Below are 14,679 nucleotides of genomic sequence, written 5' to 3' on the forward strand. Positions count from 1 at the left end.
TGATCTTGGACCGGACGGGCACACCGTCCGCGATGGCGCCTCTGGCTGCGCCTTGGGGTCAGGCTCCCAAAGGTTTCTTGATCTCGCAAGGGAAAATGTTGCAACTTCCAGATTAAATGACCCGAAGCACCGTTACGGCTCCGCCACCGGAAGGATTTCCGCCCTTGCTTTACCAGGATGCGTTCATAAACCGCCTAACCAACGGGCTTTCCGCCCTGATTCCTGAATGGAACCTGAGTCCGGAGACCACGATTTCGCTGTTGACCGTCTCCGAGAACGCAACATTCATCGCCCGGGATCCTCGGCGGGACCGGCCTCTGATTCTTCGAGTCCACAGACCGGACTATCATCAGGAAGCCGAGATCCTGTCGGAACTGGCCTGGATCGAGGCATTGCGCGCGGCAGATGCAGTGGAGACGCCGGCCCCCGTCCCGACCCGTTCCGGCGCGCTTCTGGGGCGGTTCCGCGACGGCGCCGACCTGCGCCATGTCGCGGCATTCGAATTCATGGAAGGGGCCGAACCCGATGCCGATGCCGGGCTGGTCCCGGGATTCCGCCTGCTGGGCGCGATCTCGGCGCGGCTGCACGCCCATGCCGAAACCTGGCCCCGGCCGCCGGCCTTCACCCGCAAGACCTGGGATTTCGACAGCGCCTTCGGATCCCGGCCGCTCTGGGGGGACTGGCGGGCAGCGATCGGGCTCGGCCCCGGGGGGCAGGACCTGCTGGAGCGCGCCTGCGCCCGGCTGAAGACGCGGCTGGACGCCTACGGCAAGGGTCCGGACCGGTTCGGCCTGGTCCATGCCGATCTGCGGCTTGCCAACCTTCTGGCCCGCGAGGAGGCGCTGGGGGTGATCGATTTCGACGATTGCGGGTTTTCCTGGTTCGTCTATGACTTCGCCGCGGCGATTTCCTTCCATGAACTCAACCCGATCGTGCCCGAGCTGCAGGCCGCCTGGCTGGACGGGTATCGCGAGCTCCGCCCGCTGGCGGAGGAACACGCGGCGATGATCCCCGATTTCATCATGTTCCGCCGGCTTCTGCTGACGGCCTGGATCGCCAGCCATGCCGAGACGGCCACCGCCGCCGAGGCGGGTCACGGCACCTATACCGAGGGCACGCTGGAGATGGCCCGCGCCTATCTGGGAGCTTCGGCATGACCGGCGGCGGCGCCATGCGCCCGATCCTCGACATGAACGCCTATCGCCCGGGCGACAGCCGCACCGACAGCGTCGAGCGGCGGCTGGCCAATCTCGGCGCGGCCTCCGTGCTGTTCTACCGCCAGCCGATAGAGATGGCCGAGGCTGCGGGGGCCTGGATGGTGGCGAAGGACGGCACGCGCTACCTGGATTTCTACAACAACGTTCCCTCGGTCGGTCATTGCCATCCCCGCGTGGTCGCTGCCGTCTCGGAACAGATCGCGCGCCTGAACATCCACACGCGCTATGTCGTGGACGTGGTCGATGACTACCTGGAACGGCTGAAGGCGACCCTGCCGCCCGAGCTGGAAAATGTCGTCATGACCTGCTCGGGCAGCGAGGCGAACGACCTGGCGATCCGCGTGGCGCGGGCCGCCACCGGCGGGACCGGCATCATCGTCACCGAGACGGCCTATCACGGCAATACGGCGCTGGTGACGGAAGCCTCGCCCTCGGCGCGGCGGCGCGGGTCTCTGCCCGACTGGGTGATCGCCGTTCCCCCGCCCTCCTGCGCGCATCACGGCACGGACATCGCGGGGGGCTTCCTGGCCAGCATCGAGGCGGCCTTGGCGGAATTCGCCCGCCGCGGCATCCGGCCCGCCGCGCTGCTGGTCGACACGATATTCTCCTCCGACGGCATCTTCGCCGATCCGGCCGGGTTCCTGCGCCCCGCGGCCGCGGCCGTGCGCGCCGCCGGGGGCCGGATCATCGCCGACGAGGTCCAGCCCGGGTTTGCCCGCACCGGCGATGCCTTCTGGGGGTTCGGACGCCATGGCCTGGCGCCCGACATGGTCACGATGGGCAAGCCCATGGGCAACGGCTTTCCGATGGCGGCCCTGGCGGCGCGGCCCGCAGACCTGGCCGCCTTCTGCGAGGGCACGGGGTATTTCAACACGTTCGGAGGCAATCCCGTGGCCGCCGCCGCCGGGCGCGCGGTTCTGGAGGTGATCGAGGAGGAAGACCTGCAGGGAAATGCGTTGCGGGTCGGCGCCGGGCTGATGGAGCAGCTGCAGTCGGTCGCGGCGCGCGACGACCGCATCGCCGGGCTGCGCGGTGCCGGGCTGTTCATCGGCCTGGACCTGGCCGCCCCCGGCGGCGGCCGCCCCGATCCCGACCTGACTGTCCGGGTGATCGACGGAATGCGGGCGCGCGGGGTCCTGATCGGGGCGGCGGGGCGCCATGGCGCCACGCTCAAGATCCGCCCGCCCCTGTGCCTGGGCGCGGACGAGGCCGGGATCTTCGCCGGGGCGCTGGAGGCCGCGCTGCGCGAGGCGCGCGGCTGAGCCCCCTGCCCCGCCGTCAGACCTGCCGCGGCGGGGCCACCAGCATCTCCACCTCGCCGCGGTCGAGCGCGCGCGCCAGCGGTCCCTCGGGGGCGTGGTCGCTGACCAGAAGGTCGATCTCGCTCCACCCGGCATAGCGGGCCGAGGCCATGCGGTCGAATTTCGTGTGATCGGCCACGATCATGTTGCGCGCGCCCTGGCGCAGCATCGTGGCATAGACATCGCCCGCCTCGATCAGCGCATCGCTGGGCCCGTCCGGGGACAGCGCCGAGGCCCCCAGGATGGTCCAGTCGGCGCTATAGCCCTGCAGGAACCGGACCGCCGCGCCGCCATGCATCGCGCCCTCTTCCGGGTGGTATTCGCCGGGCACCATCAGCACGCGGATCGTGGGGTTCTGCGCCAGGGCGGTGGCCACCGCGAAACTATGGGCGATGACCGTCAGGCCGGTCATCTCGAAGGCGATGCGCCGCGCGAGGATCGCCGTCGTCGCCCCCGAGCCGATCATCAGCGTGCGCGCCCGCTTCAGCCGCGGCTGCGCGGCGCGGGCGATGGCCTCGCGTTCGGGGACCAGCTGCCTTTCGCGCTTGGACAGGACCGGCTCGGACGGCGCGCGCAGCATCGCCCCGCCATAGGTCCGCGCGATCAGCCCGCGCTCGGCCAGTTCCTCCAGGTCCCGGCGGATCGTCTCGGTCGTGACCTCCAGCGCCGAGGCCAGCGCCTTGACCCGCAGCATCGGGGCATCCGCCAGCGTCGCGAGGATCCGGCTCTGGCGGAGATCGCGTTTCGTCGGTTTCAAGGCGCAGCCATCCTTCGCTCCGGCGCATCATGCGCCGGAACCTTATGCCCTGCCCGCGGACGATGCGCAAAGGGCGGCATCAGCCGGTGCTTTGCAGTCCCGAGGCGATGCCGTTGATCGAGATCTTCAGCGCATCCTGCAGATCGGCATTCTGCGGCTCCTTCCGGATCCGCGCCAGAAGGTCGATCTGGCCGAAATGCAGCGGGTCCAGATAGGCCTTGCGCAGCAGGAAGTCGGGATCGGTCTCGGGCGGGCGGCGGCCGGTGATCGCCTCGGCCATTTCCATGGTGATCTGCCATTCCTCGCGGATCAGCCCGAAGATCGACGCCTTGAGCGCCTTGTCCTCCACCAGGTCGGCATAGGCGCCGGCGATCTCGATATCCGCCTTGGCCAGAACCATCACCACGCTGTCCACGAGGCTGCGGAAGGTGGTCCAGCTGCGATACATCTCCTCCAGCTGCGCCATGGAGCCCCCGGCCTGACGGATCGCCGTGCCGAAGCCGAACCAGCCGGGCAGGTTGTGCCGCGTCTGCGCCCAGGAGAAGACCCAGGGGATCGCCCGCAGATCCGACAGCTTGTCCAGCGTCGAACGCGACACCGGGCGCGATCCCATGTTCAGCGAGGCGATGTGGTCGATCACCGTCGCCTCGCGGAAATAGGTCAGGAACCGGTCAGCCGTGGTCAGCGAGCGGTAGCGCTGGAACGCCGCCTCGGACATGGCCTCCATGACATTGACGAAATGGGTCGCGGGCCGCGCGAATTCGCCGGCCGCCTCGGCCTCGGCCAGGCCCTGGCCCAGTTCGCAGAACCGCATGATCGCCTGGTCGGTGGTCTCGTAGCGCTTGGAGATGACCTCGCCCTGTTCGGTCAGCCGGAAGCCGCGGGCCAGCTTGCCGCGCGGCTGCGCCAGGATCGCGTCGCGGGTCGCACCGCCGCCGCGCCCCACGGAACCGCCGCGCCCGTGGAAGAAGGCCACGCCCTGCCCGAACCCCTCGAACAGTTCCGTCAGCGCCGCCTCGGCCTTCCACACCTCCCAGCGCGCGGTGACGATGCCGCCATCCTTGTTGCTGTCGGAATAGCCCAGCATGATCTCGGCGCGGGTCGCCTTCATCGCCGCCGCATAGGCCGGCACCGCGTAGAGCGCCTGCATGATCGGCACCGAGACGCGCAGATCCTCGATCGTCTCGAACAGCGGCACCGGCAGGATCGGCTCGGCCACGTCCTCGCCGAAACAGCCATGCAGCCGCAGCAGCCAGGAGATTTCCAGGATGTCGGCGACGCTCTCGGTATTCGACACGATCGAATAGCGCACCAGTCCCGCGCCCAACCGGCTGCGCGCGGCTGCCACGGTGGCGAAGATGCCCAGTTCGCGCTGCGCCTCCTCCGACAGGGCGGCGGGGTCGAATTCCGGCACCGGCTTCAGCAGCAGGTCCGACAGGAAGGCGGCGCGCGCCGCCTCGTCCATTTCCGCGTAGCCGTCTGTGATGCCGGTCGCCGTCAGGATCTCGGCGACGGTGCGTTCATGGATGCGCGAGTTCTGCCGCAGGTCGATGGTGAAGAAGTGGAACCCCACCATGGCCACCGTGGCGCGCAATTCGGCCAGCCGGCCCTCGGCGATGACGGCGGCCTGCGCCGTCTCCAGCGCCTCGGTCAGGGTTTCCAGGTCGGCCGTGAAATCCCCGGCCCCCGGATAGGCCTGCGGCCCGCCGGTCTCCGTTTCCTCCAATCGGGTCCGGATATGGTGGATCGCCCGGCGGAAGGGTTCGCCTTCGCGATAGGGATCGGCCAGCTTGGGTTCGCGCGACAGCAGCTCCTGCAGCGCCGGCGACAGCTGGACGAACCGGTCCGAGACCGGCAATTCCCGCGCCAGCAGATCAAGCTCGCGCTGGTAATATCCGAACAGCGCGCTTTGCTGCTGGGCGACGGCGTAATCGAAGACCTCCCGCGTCACGAAGGGGTTGCCGTCGCGGTCGCCGCCGATCCAGGTGCCCAGCGAGAACATCGGCTTGGGCAGCGCGGGATCGCCGCCGAAGAACCGCTCCACCTCGGTCTGCACCGCCATCATCGCGGGCAGGATGGAGCGCGAGGCGACCGAAACGCCATTGTCGATCTCGTTCTGCACGCGCAGCTTCTCGCGCCGCGCAAGTTCGGTCAGCCAGACGGTCAACACTTCGCGCTTGAGCGCGCGGCGGTCGCGGATCGTGCCGTCGCGGCCCATCAGCCCGGCGATGCGTCCCTCGATATCGATGACGCTCTGGCGGCGGATCTCCGTCGGATGCGCGGTCAGCACGATCCCCACGGACAGGTTCTCGCGGGTCTTCGGGTCGAGACGTGCCAGCGCCTTTCCGAGATCGCCCCGCGCGGCGGAGGAGTCGCCATTGACCACGCCCTGCGCGATATTGGCCAGATGCAGGAACAGGGTGAAGGCGCGCAGGACCTTGCCGATTTCCTCTGCATCGTTCTCGCCGATCAGGTTGCGAAGCTCGGCGCGCAGCTCGACCAGGCCCGAACGGTAGTGGCTGATCGACCGGCGCCTGAGGGTCTCCACCAGCGAGAAGGTCCGGTCGCCTTCCTGTTCGCGGATGATTTCCCCGAGCAGATCTCCCAGATCGGAGACCAGCGTGTTCAGCGACTGCGCCGCAGCGACGTTTTCCATGTCGGACCCTCGTTACCCGTGACCTCCCCGCGCCTCGCCCGCAGGGCTCCTGACGAGGCCAAGCCTCGTGATTTCGAGATGTTAGCGCCCAAACCGCGTTCTGCAATGCGGCATGTTCACGGTTCCGTCGCATTCCGCGGCGTCTCGCATGCGTGACGCAGGGACGCTCAGCTTTCCTGCAGGCTGCTGCCGACCCGCTCCAGCATGGCGCGCAGACCAGCCTCATCCAGATCAGCGCAGCCTTCCAGCGTCAGGACCAGCTTGCCATCCCGCGCGCTGGCCCGGATCGACACGCCCTGCCCCTGCCAGTCGGCCACAAGCGGCGCGGGCCTGTCGGGACGGGCCGCGCCGAAGGCCCCCCTGCCCGCCACGAAGGCCTCCAGCACCGCCAGCTCTTCCGCCGGCCCGGGGAACTTCGCGTCCCGGTCCGACAGGACAGCGATCAGCTCGGCCTCCCGTCCGTCCTTCACCGCCTGGGCCAGCCTTGCGCCCAGCCTCTCGCCGATCGCCTCGGGGTAATCCAGGTAGGGCCCGAACACCGCGTGGATCACGGTGAAGTTGCGGATCTTGTAGCGCCGGTTGCGGCTGGAATTCGGGAACAGCGCCTGGATCGCCTCCTCGATGCCGTCGCAGATCCCCTGTTCTGCCGCCAGGCAGCAGATCCGCCCCCGTTCATAGAAGCTGACATCCTGGCGGATCTCGTTCTCCTCGATCATCGCCAGCATGTCGCCCAGGGTCTCGCGGCGGCTGCGGATCAGCGCCCGCACCTGCGAGAATTTCGGATCGCCGGTTTCCTCGTAGAGCTCGCGCAGCACGCTGACCCGGCGATAGCCGCTGATCAGCCGCCAGGACCCGTCGGCCTCCGGCCCCAGTTCCACCGGCACCTGCTGTCCGCGCGCAGCGATGGAGCCCTTCAGTTCGGCCCAGGCCTCTCCGTCGCGATCCAGCATCCGCCTGTCCCGTGCCAGGGCATGCAGGTCGATCCGTTCCAGCGGCACCAGCTCCACCACCCGGCCGTCATCGCGCGCGCCGGCCAGGGTTTCGCTATCGGCACGCAGCCCCGAATTCTCGCGCCGCAGCTTGCGGATTTCCTCTTCCACCTGCGCGGCGGCAGAGCCGGCCACCTTGCCGATGGGCGGCGCCATGCCCGCCGCCATGTCGCGCCGCTCGGCGGCGGATTTCTCGGCCCCCTCGCGCATCTCGCGGATGGTGTCGCGATCAATGGATCCCAGACGCTTGCGGCTCATTCTGCGGCCTCCCGTGCCTCGGCCTCGATGCGGTCGCGTTCCCAGCAGCCGATCAGCAGCTTCTTGACCTCATGGTAACAGCGATCGAAGGTCTCGCGCCCGCGCCGGTAGGTGTCGCGGTTGAAATCCCCGTGGCTGGCCTCGTAGATGCCCGAGACGCGCTCGCCGGCCTGCCCCACGAGTGCCGTGAATTCCTGCCGGTGCTGGGCGACGAAATCGTCCAGATAGACCTGGATCACATTGGCCAGCTCGGCCTGCTGCGCCTCGTCATAGCGGGTCAGCAGCACCTGCACCGCATCCCAGGAGAATTTCGGCGCAGAGTCCGATACCCGCGCCATGCTGTCCTCGATCGACGCGAAGGTGGTGTACAGCATGTCGAAGAACCGCCCCGTCGAATCGAATTCGATGAAGCTCGCCCCGACCGGAATCAGCAGGATATCCGCCGCCGACAGCGCGTTGATCGTCAGGTAGCCAAGCGCCGGCGGGGTGTCGATGAGGATGATGTCGTAATCCGACAGCAGCCCCTCGTCGCGCAGGAACCCTTCGAGCGCGTCCCAGAACTGCCAGCTGCGATGGGTCTGCATCCAGACCGGCACCTGGAATTCCGCCCAGTAGAGGTTCAGCTGCGCAGGCAGGATATCGATGGTCGGCCAATGCGTGCCGAAGATCACGTCATCTGCCGTCACCTTCGCGGCGTCGCGGATATCCTCGTCAAGCTCCGGGCTGTCATAGTCGTCGATTCCCATGGCGGCAGCGACGTGACGGGCCCGATGGCGGGCCATGACTGCATAGGCTGTCTGGGCTTCGTCGCGGGCCAGGGTGCCGAACATGGTCGACATGCTGGCCTGGCTGTCCAGGTCGATCACCAGCACGCGATACCCGTCCAGCGCCGCCGCCATGGCCAGATGGGCGCCCGTGGTCGTCTTGGCGACGCCGCCCTTGAAATTGCATACGGAAACGATCTTGGCCGGGCTGTTGCCGGGGCGATAGGGACGATATCCCTTGCCCTGCTGACCTTCCTGCTCCAGGAAATCCCGGATCGTGTTGACCTCTTCAAGCGTGAACATCTTCGTTCCGCCCGGTTTTTCGGAGACGCCCTGCGGCAGGTCGGGATGGGCCTTGAGGACACGGCGGAAATGTTGCGCAGAGACGGGGATCATGTAGGTCGTGATCTCCCAGATCCCGAACAGCCGCAGCTGCTTTTCGCCATCCGGCTTGTAGCCGCGGCGGGCCAGGTCATCGCGGGCCCGCATGCAGATTTCCGCTGCAACGGTGAAGCGGTCTGTGGTCACGCGGGGAGGAAGGTCAGCCAGGGCCTGCGCCGGATCGATGGGCTGCAGACTGGTGGACGGCGCTTGACTGCTCATTTTCGATCCGTCTCGATGTTCCTGTTTCAGGCAACTATCCGCATCTTCCGCGAACACCCTGCCTGCAGCGAGTCATACCCCGAAATTTCGACCCTGTCACGCGTGCGAGACGGTCGGTGGTGGATTTCATGAAACCCGAGAAAGGAAAAAGCAGTCACCAAACTATGAATCCCTTTCAGTTATTTAGGAACTTTGTGATCGCGTAAATCTATTAATATCAGAGGGATGGCGGCAATCCGGAACCCGGATGCATGTCGAACCCTACCCATCTTCGGTCTTATACCAACCCGTTTGCGTGACTGAACCTACCCGTCTCCGTGATGAAACCCACCCCTTCACGTGCAGCGCGGATTATCTTCCCAAACCGGGCATTTTCGACTCGCATCGGGCGCTTTTGCCCGATATACGGCGTGCTTCCTGTCCGCATGACTGCTTCTTTTCCGCCAAACCGACCCGTTTGCGTGAAGGGAATCGACGTAAACAACCCGTCTGCGTGCCGGGTGTCGACTCCAGACAAACCCGTCTTCCTTGACAGGCGGGTCGGTTTCGGACCAGTGAAGGGCATCCGTCCTGTCACCGCCATCCTGCCGAGTCGCCTGATGACCGAATTCCGCCAGATCACCGAACGCGAAAGCCTGCGCAAGCATGTCGCCGCCATTCATATCGGCGGCAAGCTGACCCTGCTCCAGCGCAAGTTGTCCAATTGCCTGCTGCTGCATGCCTATGATGACCTGACGACCAAATCCTCCCATCGCATCGACGCGGAGACCCTCTGCGCCATGTCGGGCTATGCTTCGCGCGACCGGGACACGCTGAAGGCGGCGTTGCGGGCCCTGGCCGAAACCACGGCCGAATGGAACATGCTGGGCGATGACGGGCAGGAGGAATGGGGGGTCTCCTCGCTGATTTCCTATGCCAAGCTTGCGGGCGGAGTCTGCGAATATGCCTATGCCGCGCCGCTGGCGGCCAAACTCTACGACCCGTCCGTCTTCTCGATGATCAACATGCGCATCCAGAGGAATTTCACCTCCGGCCATGCGCTGGCGCTCTACGAGAATTGCTTCCGCTTCGTGCGCACGGGCTCCACCGGCTGGTGGGAAATCGACGTCTTCCGGCGGCTCATGGGGGTGGATGACAGCGCCTATTACGAGGATTTCTCCAAGCTGAATGCCAAGATCGTCAAGCCCGCCGTGAAGGAGGTCAATGCCGTCTCGGACATTTCTCTTGTCGCCGAGACGCGGCGGGAAAGCCGCAAGGTGAAGTTCATCCGCTTCCTGATCTCGCGCAACGGGCAGGAGACCTTGTTCGATCTCGGCGATGACGATGCGCTGCGCAAGTCCGGGGCCTATGGCCGGCTGATCGAGAACGGCATTTCCGGACGGCTGGCGCAACGCTGGATCGCGGAACATGGCGAAGCCTATGTCGCCGGGAAACTCGATTTCGTCGAGGAGGAACGGCGCCGGGGCAGGGTGCGCAAGACCCCGGCCGGCTACCTGACCGCCGCGATCAACGGCGATTACCGCCGTTCGGATCCCGGGCCCGGTCCCGCCCCGGCCGCAGAGCCGGGGCCCCGCCTGTCAGGGGCTCCCGAGATGGAGGAGTCGCAGCGCGACCGGGACCAGGCGGCCGAGGCGCGATGGCGGCGGGCCTGCCTGGAGGCGATCGAGGCCAACCTGGAAAAGCGCAGCAGCGTCAGCCGCAAGGCCATCCGGGACAGGTTCGAGACGGGACTTGAGGATGAATTCGAACGCGGTCAGTTCCGCCGCTACGGCTGGCAGGCGCGGGGCATCTTCGCTCGGATTCACGGGTTCTGGTCCGGGCTCATCCCCGAGGGACTTCCCGACCGGGATGCATTCTGATCCCGGGCGTCTCGCGCGCGTGACGCCCCGGCAGGCCGTCACGCGCGCGACAGAAGCGCCCCGGCCCGTGCCTTGTTCAGCGCCGAGGCAAGCGCGCCTGCGACCACGGCTTTCAGCAGGTCGCCGGGAATGAAGGGCAGGGCGAACCCGGCGGCCTCGGGCAGCGATTTCCTCAGCACCAGCGCCATGCCCAGGATGCCGGGCACATAGAGCACGACCACTCCGCCCAGCACGGCGGCGAACGTGCCCGCGGCAAGCACCGGCAGGCGGCGGGCACGTTCCATCACCCATCCTGCGACGAAGGCGGCCGGGATCCACCCCAGCAGGAACCCGACGGTCGGCCCGGCAAAGACGCCGATCCCGCCGCGACCGCCCGCCAGGAGGGGCAGGCCGAGCGCCACCATCAGCACCACCAGTGCCGCCGCCATCGCGCCGCGCCGCGCACCAAGCACGACACCGGCCAGCATGACGCCGAGGCTCTGGGCGGAAATCGGCACCCCCGAGATCAGGGTAACGGAAGGGATGAGCCCGAGCGCCGCGATCAGCGCGGCGAAAAGGGCGGTCATGATCAGGTCGCGATCCATTGTGATCCTCGTGTCAGGTCAGTCGGGAATGCCGCCGCGGGCCCGCACGGCCTCGGCGATGTGGTCGGCATCGTCCAGCGCGCTCAGGCAGAGCGGCAGGACGATCTGCCATCCGGGGCGCCGCCGCCGGGCCCGCGCCCGCCAGGACATCGACAGCTGTCGCCCCCGGTCCAGCAGAACGGGGGTCAGCCGCAGCACCAGGCCGATGGCGAAGGCGATGCGCCCGGGCCGGACCCCCAGCCAGGCGAGGGGCGCCAGGATCCGGCTCATCATTGCGATCATGTCTTCCAGCCGGGTGGTCATGGTGACGAGATTCGCCAGCGCGACCGTCGACAGGAGCCGCCCCCCAAGCAGCGCCCCGTTGCCCAGGTCCCGGCTGAGGCCGTGCCAGATCGCCAGGAGGGCCAGGAACGGCCAGAGCGGGCGCAGCGCCCTCAGCCCGGCGCGGGCAAAGCGCAGTCCGCCGCACAGGTAGAGCAGCGCCGTCCCGGTCAGCGGCAGCAGCATCAGCGCGGGCGCGGAAATGGAGAAGGTCGCGACCGACAGGACGGCCAGCGCCGCCAGCTTCGCCCCGGCGGGAACCGCGTGGAAGGGCGTGCGGATCTCAGAGGTCAGCGAAAGCATCGGCACCCTCCGCCGTCATCTCGGCCAGGTAGTCCGGGATGACCTGCCCGGGGGGCCCGTCGGCCCGCAGCCCGCCCGCCTCGATCCAAAGGACGCGTTCATAGCCGGCGACGACCTGCGGATCGTGGGTGATCTGCACCAGTGTGCCGGGATAGGACGCCAGCACCCGGCGCAATGCGCGTTCCGTCGGAATGTCGAGCCCGGAAAAGGGTTCGTCGAGGATCAGAACGGCAGGTTCCATCGCCAGGAGGCTGATCAGGCACAGAAGGTGTTTCTGTCCCTGGCTCAGCGCGGCGGTGCTGCGCCCGCCCCAGTCGCCGCGCCCGAACCGTTTCAGCGCCGCCCGGGCGCGGCGCGCGGCTTCGGGTTTCGGATGGCCCATCTGCTCCAGGCCGAAGCGGACTTCCTCCAGCACGGTGGGAAAGATGATCTGATGTTCGGGATTCTGGAACAGGATGCCGACCTTCGCCAGGGCGGCGCGCCGGTCGCGGGCGATGTCCGCGCCATCGATCGTAACCCTGCCCGAGGCCGGATCGATCAGCCCGGCCATCGCGCGGGCCAGGGTGGACTTGCCCGAACCGTTGCGGCCCAGGATGCCGATCCGGCGGTCCTGCAGCAGCAGGTCGATGCCGCAGATGACCTCCCGCTCGCCCAGCCGGCAGCGCAGCGCGTCGATCGCGATGGATGATGGTCCGCTTGTCCTCACGGCAGCCGGAAGGGCCGCAAAACCGCGTGAATGTCAAGCTTGCGCTTGGGGGATCCTCCCCGCGCGGCATCCGCGCGGGGAGGGCAGGGGCTCAGGCCTTCAGGTCGAAGCGGTCGGCCATCATGACCCGCGTCCAGGCATCGGCGAAATCGGCGACGAATTTCGCGCCGGTGTCATCCTGGGCATAAAGCTCGGCATAGCCGCGCAGGATCGAGTTCGAGCCGAAGACCAGGTCGGCGCGGGTGGCGGTGAACTTCGCCGCCCCGGTCGCCCGGTCGCGGATTTCATACAGCCCGTCCCCGACCGGGACCCAGGAATAGGCCATGTCGGTGAGGGTGACGAAGAAGTCTTGGCTCAGCGCGCCGGGCCGGTCGGTGAAGACGCCATGCGCCGTGCCGCCGTGATTGGCCCCCATCATCCGCAGCCCGCCGGTCAGCACGACCATGTCGCGGGCGGTCAGGCCCATCAGCTGCGCCCGGTCCAGCATCATCTCCTCGGGGCTGACCACGTAGTCGGTCTTAAGGAAGTTGCGGAACCCGTCGGCCAGCGGCTCCAGCGCGTCGAAGCTCGGCGCATCGGTCATCTCGTCCGTTGCATCGCCGCGCCCCGGTGCGAAGGGCAGCTCCAGCGGAACGCCGGCCGCTTCTGCCGCCTGTTCCACCGCGAGGTTCCCCGCCAGGACGATCGTGTCCGCGACGGAGGCGCCATGCGTGGCGGCCAGAGGTTCCAGAACCGACAGGACGCGGGCCAGGCGCTCGGGCTCGTTGGCCGCCCAGTCCTTCTGGGGCGCCAGCCGGATGCGCGCGCCATTGGCGCCGCCGCGCATGTCCGAGCCGCGATAGGTCCGCGCGCTGTCCCAGGCCGTGGCGACCATGTCCTGCATGGTCAGGCCGGACCCGGCAATCGCCGCCTTCAGGGCCGCGACGTCGTATCCGGTGGGGCCTGCCGGAATGGGATCCTGCCAGATGAGGTCTTCCTGCGGCACGTCGGGTCCGACATAGCGCGCCTTCGGTCCCATGTCGCGATGGGTCAGCTTGAACCAGGCGCGGGCGAAGGTTTCCGAGAAATAGGCCGGATCGGCGATGAATTTCTGGCAGATCGCGTTATAGGTCGGGTCCAGGCGCAGCGCCATGTCCGCATCGGTCATGATCGGCAGCGTCCGGATGGCCGGGTCTTCGACATCGGCGGGCATGTCGGCCTCGTCGATCTCCACGGGCATCCACTGGGTGGCACCGGCGGGCGATTTGCGCAGCTCCCATTCATGCCCGAAGAGCATGTCGAAATAGCCCATGTCCCACTGGGTCGGGTTGCTGGTCCAGGCGCCCTCGATCCCCGAGACGACCGTGTCCCGGCCGATGCCGCGGCCCTTGGTGTTCATCCAGCCGATGCCCTGGTATTCGGGGCCCGCGGCCTCGGGATCGGGGCTCAGGTCGGCGGGGTCGCCATTGCCGTGGCACTTGCCGATCGTGTGCCCGCCGGCGGTCAGCGCGACGGTTTCCTCGTCATTCATCGCCATCCGCGCGAAGGTCTCGCGCATCTGCGCGGCGGTGGCCAGCGGATCGGACTTGCCGTTCACGCCCTCGGGATTGACGTAGATCAGGCCCATCTGGACGGCAGCCAGCGGGTTTTCCATCGTCTCGGGCTTCGAGACATCGTCATAGCGCCCATCCGACGGGGCCAGCCATTCCTTTTCCGCGCCCCAGTAGATGTCCTTCTCGGGGTGCCAGATATCCTCGCGGCCGAAGGCGAAGCCGAAGGTCTTCAGCCCGGCGACCTCGTAGGCGATGGTGCCCGACAGGATCATCAGGTCGGCCCAGCTGATCTTGTTGCCGTATTTCTTCTTGATCGGCCACAGCAGGCGGCGGCCCTTGTCGGTATTGACGTTGTCCGGCCAGCTGTTGAGCGGCGCGAAGCGCTGGTTGCCGGTGCCGCCGCCGCCGCGGCCATCGGCCAGGCGGTAGGACCCGGCCGCGTGCCAGGCAACGCGGGCGAACATGCCGACATAGCTGCCCCAGTCGGCGGGCCACCAGTCCTGGCTGGTGGTGATCAGCGCGCGCAGATCGGCCTTCAGCGCCTCGACATCCAGATCCTTCAGCGCCTCGCGATAGTCGAAGGCCTCGCCCATCGGGTTGGTCTTGGTGTCATGCTGATGCAGGATGTCCAGGTTCAGCGCATTCGGCCACCAGTCCATGACCGATGTGCCGCTGGCCGTGTTGGAGCCATGCATGACCGGGCATTTCCCGGTCATCTTGATGTCGTTTCCGTCCATGGTGTCCTCCTGGCGGTATGCTGGTATCTCGTCACGCGGAGGCTGCCGCGCGGCGTGGCGTCACGCTGCGGCGGCGCCCTTGCCTCCCGTTG

Annotated in this window: 11 protein-coding genes; 3 read left to right on the top strand and 8 right to left on the bottom strand. The window is 67.5% G+C overall.

From position 1 onward, the window contains the following. Positions 1-116 precede the first annotated feature (116 nt). Both ICN82_RS07145 and ICN82_RS07150 read left to right on the top strand, forming a co-directional pair. On the top strand, positions 117-1,157 hold the full coding sequence (locus ICN82_RS07145) for a phosphotransferase enzyme family protein (RefSeq protein ID WP_193181190.1): 1,041 nt from the start codon (positions 117-119) through the stop codon (positions 1,155-1,157). Continuing rightward, positions 1,154-2,479, top strand: a complete 1,326-nt coding sequence (locus tag ICN82_RS07150; RefSeq protein WP_193181191.1) for an aspartate aminotransferase family protein — start codon at positions 1,154-1,156, stop codon at positions 2,477-2,479. The genes ICN82_RS07145 and ICN82_RS07150 overlap by 4 nt, the downstream gene beginning before the upstream one ends. 16 nt (positions 2,480-2,495) lie before the next feature. Here ICN82_RS07150 and ICN82_RS07155 read toward each other — a convergent pair whose 3' ends face one another. The 4 genes from ICN82_RS07155 to ICN82_RS07170 all read right to left on the bottom strand — a co-directional run bounded on the left by ICN82_RS07155 (position 2,496) and on the right by ICN82_RS07170 (position 8,545). Beyond that, positions 2,496-3,275 (bottom strand): DeoR/GlpR family DNA-binding transcription regulator, encoded by a 780-nt coding sequence (locus ICN82_RS07155; protein ID WP_193181192.1) that lies wholly within the window; start codon positions 3,273-3,275, stop codon positions 2,496-2,498. Between the two features lie 79 nt (positions 3,276-3,354). Further along, the gene (locus tag ICN82_RS07160; RefSeq protein WP_193181193.1) at positions 3,355-5,931 is read right to left on the bottom strand and encodes a phosphoenolpyruvate carboxylase; all 2,577 of its coding nucleotides are present in this window, start codon (positions 5,929-5,931) and stop codon (positions 3,355-3,357) included. Between the two features lie 167 nt (positions 5,932-6,098). Further along, the gene (locus ICN82_RS07165) at positions 6,099-7,178 is read right to left on the bottom strand and encodes a ParB/RepB/Spo0J family partition protein (RefSeq protein ID WP_193181194.1); all 1,080 of its coding nucleotides are present in this window, start codon (positions 7,176-7,178) and stop codon (positions 6,099-6,101) included. Next, complete coding sequence (locus tag ICN82_RS07170; RefSeq protein WP_193181195.1) at positions 7,175-8,545, bottom strand: AAA family ATPase; 1,371 nt, start codon at positions 8,543-8,545, stop codon at positions 7,175-7,177. Before ICN82_RS07170 ends, ICN82_RS07165 begins: the two co-directional genes overlap by 4 nt. Before the next feature lie 599 nt (positions 8,546-9,144). Between ICN82_RS07170 and ICN82_RS07175 the strand changes: the two genes are divergently transcribed. Then, entirely contained in the window at positions 9,145-10,404 is a 1,260-nt protein-coding gene (locus ICN82_RS07175; protein WP_193181197.1) for a replication initiation protein, read from the top strand. Between the two features lie 38 nt (positions 10,405-10,442). On the opposite strand, the gene ICN82_RS07180 is transcribed toward ICN82_RS07175, so the two are convergent. From ICN82_RS07180 to katG, 4 genes are all read right to left on the bottom strand, one after another. Next, positions 10,443-10,988 (bottom strand): biotin transporter BioY, encoded by a 546-nt coding sequence (locus ICN82_RS07180; RefSeq protein WP_193181207.1) that lies wholly within the window; start codon positions 10,986-10,988, stop codon positions 10,443-10,445. A gap of 18 nt (positions 10,989-11,006) precedes the next feature. Further along, positions 11,007-11,612, bottom strand: coding sequence for an energy-coupling factor transporter transmembrane component T family protein (locus tag ICN82_RS07185; protein WP_193181209.1), 606 nt, complete (start codon positions 11,610-11,612; stop codon positions 11,007-11,009). Then, positions 11,593-12,318 carry an energy-coupling factor ABC transporter ATP-binding protein gene (locus ICN82_RS07190; protein WP_193181211.1) on the bottom strand — a complete coding sequence of 242 codons (726 nt, stop codon included), beginning with the start codon at positions 12,316-12,318 and terminating at the stop codon, positions 11,593-11,595. Before ICN82_RS07190 ends, ICN82_RS07185 begins: the two co-directional genes overlap by 20 nt. A 91-nt stretch (positions 12,319-12,409) precedes the next feature. After that, on the bottom strand, positions 12,410-14,587 hold the full coding sequence (gene katG / locus ICN82_RS07195; RefSeq protein ID WP_193181222.1) for a catalase/peroxidase HPI: 2,178 nt from the start codon (positions 14,585-14,587) through the stop codon (positions 12,410-12,412). Positions 14,588-14,679 lie beyond the last annotated feature (92 nt).

Origin of the sequence: Mangrovicoccus algicola (genome assembly GCF_014903745.1) — a bacterium.
GTDB classification, from domain to species: Bacteria; Pseudomonadota; Alphaproteobacteria; order Rhodobacterales; family Rhodobacteraceae; genus Mangrovicoccus; species Mangrovicoccus algicola.

What these genes read in the sequence shown, in the direction of transcription:
- ICN82_RS07145 (WP_193181190.1), top strand. Translation starts at nt 117, where the DNA reads ATGACCCGAAGCACCGTTACGGCTCCGCCACCGGAAGGATTTCCGCCC.
- ICN82_RS07165 (WP_193181194.1), bottom strand. Translation starts at nt 7,178, where the DNA reads ATGAGCCGCAAGCGTCTGGGATCCATTGATCGCGACACCATCCGCGAG.
- ICN82_RS07175 (WP_193181197.1), top strand. Translation starts at nt 9,145, where the DNA reads ATGACCGAATTCCGCCAGATCACCGAACGCGAAAGCCTGCGCAAGCAT.
- ICN82_RS07170 (WP_193181195.1), bottom strand. Translation starts at nt 8,545, where the DNA reads ATGAGCAGTCAAGCGCCGTCCACCAGTCTGCAGCCCATCGATCCGGCG.
- ICN82_RS07180 (WP_193181207.1), bottom strand. Translation starts at nt 10,988, where the DNA reads ATGGATCGCGACCTGATCATGACCGCCCTTTTCGCCGCGCTGATCGCG.
- ICN82_RS07160 (WP_193181193.1), bottom strand. Translation starts at nt 5,931, where the DNA reads ATGGAAAACGTCGCTGCGGCGCAGTCGCTGAACACGCTGGTCTCCGAT.
- ICN82_RS07150 (WP_193181191.1), top strand. Translation starts at nt 1,154, where the DNA reads ATGACCGGCGGCGGCGCCATGCGCCCGATCCTCGACATGAACGCCTAT.
- ICN82_RS07185 (WP_193181209.1), bottom strand. Translation starts at nt 11,612, where the DNA reads ATGCTTTCGCTGACCTCTGAGATCCGCACGCCCTTCCACGCGGTTCCC.
- katG (WP_193181222.1), bottom strand. Translation starts at nt 14,587, where the DNA reads ATGGACGGAAACGACATCAAGATGACCGGGAAATGCCCGGTCATGCAT.